The following is an 8,108-nucleotide window of genomic DNA, read 5'->3' as shown; positions in this document are numbered from 1 at the left end:
GTCTCATCCGCCCCGCCCGCCCCACCCAAGGCTTCCGGTCGGATCCGGACGAACCCGGTTACCCCCGGCCCGCCGTCCGTTCAGGTGCGTTCGAGCTGCTCCAGCAGCGCTACCGCCTGCGGCCAGGGGCCGTAGCCGGAGGCGGGGTTGAGGTGGCCCACCGGGCCGAGCTCGACCAGGCGACCGCCCCAGTCCCGGGCGAGCTCGACGACCTGGGCGAAGGCGGCCAGCGGGTCGTCCGCGCTGGCGGCGACGGTGCTCGGGAACGGCAGGGGCTTGCGTGGCACCGGCGTCCAACCGTGCTCGGCCAGGACCTCGGGGGAGGGGTGGCCCTCCGGCAGCGGGGTGTCGAAGTCGGGCGGCGTGGCCAGCAGCGCGCCGGTGACCTCGGCGTGGTGCTCCTGCGCCCAGTGCACGGCGGTGATCACTCCGGCGCTGTGGGCGACCAGGACGACGGGGCCGTCGACGTCGGACACGACCCGCTGGAGGGCGTCGACCTGCGCGGCGCGGCTGAGCCGGTCCCGCGTCAGCGGCGGGACGGTGCGCACCGCGCGGCCGGCGGCCGTGAGGGTGGCCGAAAGCGCGGTCTGCCAGTGCTCGGCGACGTGGTCGCGCAGTCCGGGGACGAGGACGACGGTGGGCTGCCGGGGCCCGGTCATGCGGGGAGCTCCGTCTCGGTGAGGCGCGGCGCGTCCGCCGGCGCGGGCCGGGCCGCCGCCGTCAGGCGCACGAGGTCGCGGGCGTAGCAGCGGCGGCCGAGGAGGAAGACGGCCACCGTCACGACGGACACCAGCGGGACCAGTCGGAGCGCGCCGCGCAGCCCCGCGTGGTCGGCCAGCACGCCGGTCAGGGACGGTCCTGGGGCCAGGCCCAGCAGGCTGTTGGCCAGGGTGAGCGTCGCGAACGCGGTCGCCGAGATGACGGCGGGGGTCAGGTTGGCGACCATCGCCGCCGCCGGCCCGGCCGTGCCCGCGCAGGCCAGGCAGCCGGCCGCCAGCAGGACCAGCTGCGCGGCCCCGTCAGGGAGGCTGAACGCGCCGGTGAGCAGCACGAGCGAGGCCAGGCTGCTGCCGATCGCGACAGCCCACTTGCGTCCGGGCACGGCCTGGCTGATCCGGTCCGACAGAACGCCGCCCGCGATCATGCCGACGCCGATCAGCAGCGTGAAGAGCCCGGCGGCGGCGCCGGACTTGGCCGTGGTCAGGTGGTAGTAGCGGTTGAAGTAGCTGGGCAGCCAGGAGATGAGCGCGCCCGGGACGAGGAACTGCAGGCCGCTGCCCACGTACGCGCTGACCACCGACACGGAGGAGAAGAGCTGAGGCAGCAGCGAGGGGAGCGGGGCGGAGGCGCGCGGCCGGGCCCCGGCTGTCGCCGCGCCTCGCGGGTCGAGCCGCTTCTCGGTCACCACCAGGGCGTAGACCGCGGCGAGCACCAGACCGAGGATGCCCATCGCCCCGAACGCCCAGCGCCAGCCGAACTGCTGGGCGAGGGCGCCGCCCAGCGCGACGCCGAGCACCGATCCGAAGGCGCCGCCGGCGATGAACGCGCCGGAGAGCGTGGCCCGCAGCGCGACGGGGAAGACGCTGAGGACGACGGCGATGCCCACGCTGCCGTACGCGGCCTCGCCGACGCCGACGAAGACGCGGCCGAGGAAGAGCTGGCCGTAGCCCGCCGACACCGCGCAGCCCACGGTGGCCAGGCTCCACAGGACGGCCGCGCACAGCAGACTCCTGACCCGGCCCCAGCGGTCCGCCAGGAACGACATCGGGAAGGTGAGCACCCCGACGGCCAGCGCCACGACGCCGCTGAGGGACCCCAGCTTGGCGTCGCTCAGCAGCCACTGGGCTTTGAGCAGCGGGAAGACGGCGTTGAGCACCTGCCGTGACATGTAGTCGGACAGGAGGAGAGCGAAACTGAGGGCGAAGACGACCCAGGCGTAGCGTCTGGGCACGGCCGGTGCGGCGGAGTACGTCTCCGGCGACGTCCCGGCGGTGGTGGGGAACCTCATTGTTGCCACCTCACCTCGTGGGGGTGCCTGCATGGGTGTGACGAGTGACGACTGCTCAGAAGGGCCGGTCGCCGACGATCTCCGCACGCTCCATCCGGCGGACGGCGGGCCAGTAGTCGTTGACGGCGTAGTGCTGGGTGCTGCGGTTGTCCCAGACGGCGACGGAGCCCGGCTGCCAGCGCCAGCGCACCTGGAACTCCGGGACGGCGGCCTGGCTGGTCAGGTACCGCAGCAGCTCGCCGGCGCCGGGCGCGTAGTCCTGCCCGAAGCGGACGCGCTCGGGCGTGTGGTAGTTGACGAAGTGCGTGGTGAAGCTGTTGACGAACAGGACCTTCTCGCCGGTCTCCGGGTGGGTGCGCACCACCGGGTGCTCGGCGTCCGGGTACCGGGCCTTGAGCGCGTGCCGCTGCTCGGGCGGCATGACGGCCCCGAAGGTGGCCTCGATGCTGTGACGGGCCCGCAGCCCCTCGATCTGCGCTTTGACGTGGTCGGGCAGACGCCGGTAGGCCGCGGCCATGTCGACCCAGAGGGTGTCGCCACCGACGGGCGGGCACTCGACGCACCGCAGCACCGCGCCCATGCCCGGGGCCTCGCGCCAGGTGCCGTCGGTGTGCAGGGCGTTCTCGTAGTCCGCCGTCCGCTCCGGACCCTTGTGGATGCGGACCAGGCCGGGGTGCTCGGGGTCGCTGCCGGCGACGGGATGGTCCATCAGCGGCCCGAAGCGCCGGGCGAACGCCACGTGCTCGGCGCGGCTGAAGGTCTGGTCGCGCAGGAACAGCACCTTGTGGCGCAGCAGCAGCGCGCGGATCTCGGTGAACAGCTCGTCGTCACCGATCGCGTCGGCGAGGTCCACGCCGTGCAGCTGCGCGCCGATGGTGCGGGTGAGCGGTTCGGCCTCGACGATGCCGCGGACCTCGGGCGGCGTCGCGGAGGCGGTGTCCAGGGTGTCGGTCATGATGCTTCCTCCCGAAAGGAGTGACCACCAAAGGAGTTGGTCAAAGGACGAAGACGGAGGAACCGGTGGTGCGGCCGGACTCCAGGTCGCGGTGCGCCTGGACGGCGTCTTCGAGGTGGTAGCGCTGGCCGGTCCGCACGGCGATGCGGCCGGAGGCGAGGTGCCCGAACAGTTCCGCCGACAGCTCGTCCCGCTCGGCCGGATCAGCGATGTAGTCGGCGAGCGCCGGGCGGGTGACGAACACCGAGCCCGCGAGGGCCAGTTGCACGGCGTCGATCGGCGGGACCGGCCCGGAGGCGGTGCCGAAGCAGACGAGCACGCCGCGGCGGCTCAGCGAGGCGAGCGAGGCGGCGAAGGTGTCCTGGCCGACGCTGTCGTAGACGACCGGCACGCCCGCGCCGTCGGTCAGTTCGCGCACCCGGTCGGCCACGTTCTCACGCCGGTAGAAGACGACGTGGTCGACGCCGTGGGCGCGGGCCAGCCCGGCCTTCTCCTCGCTCGACACGGTGCCGATCACCCTCAGGCCCAGCAGCTTGGCCCACTGGGCCACGATCAGGCCCACGCCCCCGGCCGCGGCGTGCAGCAGGATCGTGTCGCCGGGCCGCAGGTTCCGCATCGGGGCGATGCGGCGCATCAGGTAGGCGGCGGTCAGGCCGCGCATGGTGCTCGCGGCGGCGGTCTCGAAGTCGATCGCGTCGGGCAGCGGGATCAGGTGCGCGGCGGACAGGACCCGTTCGGTGCTGTAGGCGCCCAGCGGGCTGCCGGTGTAGGTGACCCGGTCGCCCGGTGCGACGGCGGTGACGCCGGAGCCGACGGACTCGACCACACCAGCCCCCTCCACGCCCATCCCCGCCGGGAGCGGAGCCGGATACAGGCCGGTGCGGAAGTAGGTGTCGGCGAAGTTGAGGCCCACGGCCTCGTGGCGCACCCGGACCTCGCCGGGGCCCGGATCGCCGACGGCGACCTTCTCGTACGTCAGGACGCTCGGGTCCCCGGTCTGGTGGAAGCGGACGGCGTACGCCACAGGGGTCTCCAGGGCTGGGTGGTGTGCGGGGCAAGGCGCGGCGTGGGCGTGGATGGGGGAGTGGATGCGAGCGCGCGGATGCGCGGGCGCGGTCGGGTGCGGGTGCGGGATGGCGCGCGTCCGGGTGGGGGCGCGGGCGCGCGCTCAGCGGTGGTTACGCGGGCCGGGGCCGCTGGAGGTCGCCGCCGGAACCCTCCGGGCGGAGCATGAACCCGCGCTGGCCGGGCTGGCGGTTGGGCACCATGCCGAGCCGGGCCAGGGTCTCCTCGGCGCTGCCGTAGTGCTCGCCGATCCGGTAGATCTTCCGGGCCTCGGCGCCGCTGGCGATGTCGCGCCCGAGGGTCTCGGAGATTCTGACCATCTGCTCGATCTGCTTGACCGTGGTCATCCGCTCGCCCTTGCGGAACCACAGGTTGTCCTCGTTGCCGACCCGCACGTGCTGCCCGAGCGCGATGCCGACGGCGTTCATCGGCGCGACCGCCCGCATCGAGCTCTCGATGGTGAGCACGGCCCCGTCCGGGACGCGGCGGATGAACTCGACCAGGTCGGCGGGGTGCCGCCCGGCGAAGCCGCCGCCGATGGCGACGTAGTTGAGCACCAGCGGACCGGTCCAGATCCCCTTGCGGATCAGCCGCTCGACGGTCTCCAGCTGCGCCAGGGTGGCGAGTTGGAAGTGCGGCTGGATCCCGTTGGCCGTCAGCCGCCGCAGGTGCTCCAGGTAGAACTCGGGCCCGGCCTCGACGACCATGTTCCGGTACGCCTTGTACAGGGCCGGGTTGTCCCCGATCGAGGTGCCGTCGAGGTCGTCCGCGGTCATGATCTCGACGATGTTCATCTGGTAGGTGTTGATCGCGATCGTCACCTGGTCCGGCCTGGGGTCGAGCTCGGCCAGCAGGTGGCGGGTGTCGTAGCTCAGCCACTTCGCCTCGTCGCCGCCCTCCTCGGGGGCGAACGAGATCGAGCCGCCGATCTGGAGCACCATGTCGGGCACGGCCTCGCGCAGCCGGGTCATCAGCTCGTTGAACATCGACATCCGCTTCGAGCCGTGGCCGTCGAGCTCGCGCACGTGGATGTGCAGCACGGTGGCGCCGGCGCTGTAGCAGTCGACGGCGGCCTGCACGTGCTCGTCCATGGTGAGCGGGATGTCCTCGGCGTCGCCCGGCAGCCACTCAGGGCCGTAGGGGGCGGCCTGGATGACCAACTTCTCCTGGTTCTCCGGGAACAGCGAGTCGTCGTGGAAGTGCACGGTCCCTCTCCTTCACAGGAACGGCCGACCGCTCGTCGGCGCCCGACAGAAGGGGCGCACGGAAGAGGACGAGGATCGGAGCGGTTCCCCCTCGCCGGGGGTGCGCCAACCGTAGATCCGGGCGGCGGGCTCCGCTTTACCGATGGAGACGGCTCACTTGCCATTTCGGGACAGGGGGAGGGGGGAGGACGGGACCGCGGCGCGCCCGGAAGCCTGCTCGGAGGCCCGCCCGGACGCCCGCGCGGAGCGCCAGTCCCGCGCGCTGCACCCGAACTGCTGGGCGAACCAGCGGGAGAAGGCGCTCGGCGAGGCGAAGCCGAGCAGCCCGGAGATCTCCGTCAGCGACCGGCGCGGGTTCGCCACCAGCTGCTCGGCCAACTGCCGACGCGTGGCGTTGAGCAGCGAGGAGAAGGTCTGCCCGGCCTCGGCGAGCCGACGGTGCACGGTGCGCCGGTCGACGCCGAGGCTGTGGGCGACCTGCTCCACCGAGCAGCGGCCCGTCGGCAGCAGCACCTCGATCAGTTCGCGCACCCGGTCCTCGGCGGTGCTGTCCCGGGGCACGGCGATGGCTTCGAAGTACTGGCGCGCGTAGGCGCGCAGCTGCGGGTCGGCGAGCGCGTTGGCGGAGTCCAACTCGCTCGCGTAGAAGACGAATCCGTCGAACTCGCGGTCGAACTCCACGCCGGGGCCGAAGAGCCGCCGGTGGGTGCCGGAGTCGGCCGCCGGGGCCGGATGCGTGAAGCACGTCGTCAGCGACTGCCAGCGTTCGCCGAGGAACCCGCGCACGACCCGGTGCAGCGCGGCCACCGCGAGTTCGGTGGCCTGCCGGTGCGCGAGCTCCTCGCCCAGGTCGAGGGTCACCTTCAGCGTCGCCAGACCGTGCGCCTCGGAGAGCCGGATGTGCAGCAGCTCGTTGTACATGTGCTCGTGCCGCAGCAGCAGGCCGAGCGCGCTGCGGACGTCCGGCTCCTCCCGCACCACCAGTCCGATCGGCCCCAGCGTGGACAGGCGCCGGTACTCGGCCAGCAGCAGCCCGAAGTCCGGCCGCCGGGCGGCCGCCGCGGACAGCTCCAGCAGCTGGACCGCCGCCGAGCCGGCGATCCACCGGTCGGGCACGGCGAGGGCGGCCGCGTCCAGGCCCACCTGCCGCAGCAGCGGCTGCGGGTCGATCCCGACGGAGCGGCTCAGCTCGACGTAGCCGTTCAGTGACGCGGTGCGGACCAGGGGTTTCACTCGCTCGCCGCCTCCCGGTCGCTGCCTGCCTGTCCCCAAGAGGTAAGCCATCCGTCTCGTGCCGTCAAGTACGACAGCGCGGTTCGGATCACTGACAGGAGATGTCAGGGGAGTGTCCCTAGCCTGCGGCCCATGAGCATCGTCGAACTCCGGCAATACACCCTGCACCCCGGCGCCCGGGCGACCCTGATCGAGCTGTTCGAGCGTGAGTTCGTGACCGGCCAGGAGGCCGTCGGCATCACCCTCGGGGGCCGGTTCCGCGACCTCGACGACCCGGACCGCTTCGTCTGGCTGCGCGCCTTCCCCGACATGACACAGCGTCGGCGGTCGCTGGAGGCCTTCTACACCGGCCCGGTCTGGCGGGCGCACCGCGACGCCGCCAACGCCACCATGGTCGACAGCGACGACGTCCTGCTGCTGCGCGGCCCGAACTTCACCCCCGCACCGGACACCCGCGAGGTGTCGGTGACCGTCTGCCACCCGTCCGACGCGGCCGCGTTCGACGCCTACGCCGCCCGGAACCTGACCGCGAGTCACGCCCTGCACCGCACCGAGCACGCCGAGAACGACTACCCCCTCCTGCCCGTCCGCACCGGCGAGGACGTCCGCGTCTGGTTCGGCCCTGCCGCCGAGACGCCGCCGTGGCCGCATCGTCCGCTGCGCCTCGAACCGGTGTCGGACCCGTCGGATCCGTTGGCCCCGCCGGCTCTGTCTGCGCTGTCGGCGCTGTCGGCGCTGCAATGGGAGGGCGGGGGCGGTCGCGGCTAGTGGGTGCTGCCTCCGGGCACGTGCAGGTCCTCGCGCCCGGTCGCGGCGGTGGTGAGGAGGGCGCGAAGTCCGTGGGCGACGGTCGCGGCGGGCAGGGAGGGCACGGCCTGGTCGAGCACCTGCTCCGGACCCGCCGGGACGTGGACGAAGCCGCCGCGCAGGCGCGGGCGCTCGGTCGCTATCAGGTGCATCAGGGCGTAGAAGACGTGGTTGCAGACGAACGTCCCGGCGGTGTGGGAGAGGGAGGCGGGAACACCGGCCTCCCGCACCGCGGCCACGCACGCCTTCACCGGGAGCGCGGCGAAGTACGCCGCCGGACCGCCGACCACGACCGGCCGATCGACGGGCTGCCGCCCGGCGTTGTCGGGGATCCGCGCGTCGCTCAGGTTCACCGCCACGCGCTCCACCGAGATCCCCGCCCGCCCGGTGGCCTGCCCCAGCGCCAGCACCAGGTCCGGCTCGGTGTCCCGTATCGCCTCGCGCAGCACCTCCACAGAGGAGTCGAACACGCACGGCAGCAGCACGCTGGTCACCTCCGTCCCGGCAGGCCGCGGCCCGTCGGCGACCAGCCGGGCCGCCTCCCAGGAGGGGTTCGTCGTCTCGCCGCCGAAGGGCTCGAAACCGGTGAGCAGGACGCGGGTCATCGGCGGCGGGCCTTCCAGGGCGGCGAGTGAGGGCTTGCGGCGGATCACGATAGTGGGCGCCGCCGACTCAACCTCGGCCGTACTCCTCTTCCTCCCTCCAGAAGAAGACATATCCGCCGAGGCCGCCGACCACGGCCCAGGCCGTGGCCATGATCCACACGTGGTGCGGCAGGCTGCTCGCGGGCACCGAGTCCATGAGCGAGTAGCGCATGAGCTCGATGTAGATCAGC

8 protein-coding genes are annotated in these 8,108 nt (G+C 72.9%); 1 reads left to right on the top strand and 7 read right to left on the bottom strand.

What is annotated here, in order from left to right; translation table 11 throughout:
- Positions 1-80 precede the first annotated feature (80 nt).
- The 6 genes from TR50_RS41555 to TR50_RS41530 all read right to left on the bottom strand — a co-directional run bounded on the left by TR50_RS41555 (position 81) and on the right by TR50_RS41530 (position 6,466).
- Complete coding sequence (locus TR50_RS41555) at positions 81-659, bottom strand: RBBP9/YdeN family alpha/beta hydrolase (RefSeq protein WP_042435634.1); 579 nt, start codon at positions 657-659, stop codon at positions 81-83.
- The gene (locus TR50_RS41550; protein WP_042435631.1) at positions 656-2,008 is read right to left on the bottom strand and encodes an MFS transporter; all 1,353 of its coding nucleotides are present in this window, start codon (positions 2,006-2,008) and stop codon (positions 656-658) included. Before TR50_RS41550 ends, TR50_RS41555 begins: the two co-directional genes overlap by 4 nt.
- A 55-nt stretch (positions 2,009-2,063) precedes the next feature.
- Positions 2,064-2,963, bottom strand: a complete 900-nt coding sequence (locus TR50_RS41545; RefSeq protein ID WP_042435628.1) for a TauD/TfdA dioxygenase family protein — start codon at positions 2,961-2,963, stop codon at positions 2,064-2,066.
- A 40-nt stretch (positions 2,964-3,003) separates the two neighbouring features.
- Complete coding sequence (locus TR50_RS41540; protein WP_042435625.1) at positions 3,004-3,987, bottom strand: quinone oxidoreductase family protein; 984 nt, start codon at positions 3,985-3,987, stop codon at positions 3,004-3,006.
- Between the two features lie 154 nt (positions 3,988-4,141).
- Positions 4,142-5,233 (bottom strand): beta-keto acid cleavage family enzyme, encoded by a 1,092-nt coding sequence (locus TR50_RS41535; RefSeq protein WP_042435622.1) that lies wholly within the window; start codon positions 5,231-5,233, stop codon positions 4,142-4,144.
- A 153-nt stretch (positions 5,234-5,386) separates the two neighbouring features.
- Positions 5,387-6,466, bottom strand: coding sequence for an AraC family transcriptional regulator (locus tag TR50_RS41530; protein WP_042435619.1), 1,080 nt, complete (start codon positions 6,464-6,466; stop codon positions 5,387-5,389).
- Positions 6,467-6,598: 132 nt separating this feature from the next.
- On the opposite strand from TR50_RS41530, the gene TR50_RS41525 reads away from it, so the two are divergent.
- The gene (locus TR50_RS41525; protein ID WP_084701901.1) at positions 6,599-7,234 is read left to right on the top strand and encodes an NIPSNAP family protein; all 636 of its coding nucleotides are present in this window, start codon (positions 6,599-6,601) and stop codon (positions 7,232-7,234) included.
- Here the strand turns inward: TR50_RS41525 and pcp are convergent.
- Entirely contained in the window at positions 7,231-7,878 is a 648-nt protein-coding gene (gene pcp / locus TR50_RS41520; RefSeq protein WP_042435638.1) for a pyroglutamyl-peptidase I, read from the bottom strand. The two genes, TR50_RS41525 and pcp, sit on opposite strands and share 4 nt — an antisense overlap.
- Between the last annotated feature and the right edge of the window lie 230 nt (positions 7,879-8,108).

This window comes from Streptacidiphilus anmyonensis (genome assembly GCF_000787855.1).
In the GTDB taxonomy this organism is placed as follows: domain Bacteria; phylum Actinomycetota; class Actinomycetes; order Streptomycetales; family Streptomycetaceae; genus Streptacidiphilus; species Streptacidiphilus anmyonensis.
This window is presented reverse-complemented; position numbering and strand designations above follow the sequence as displayed.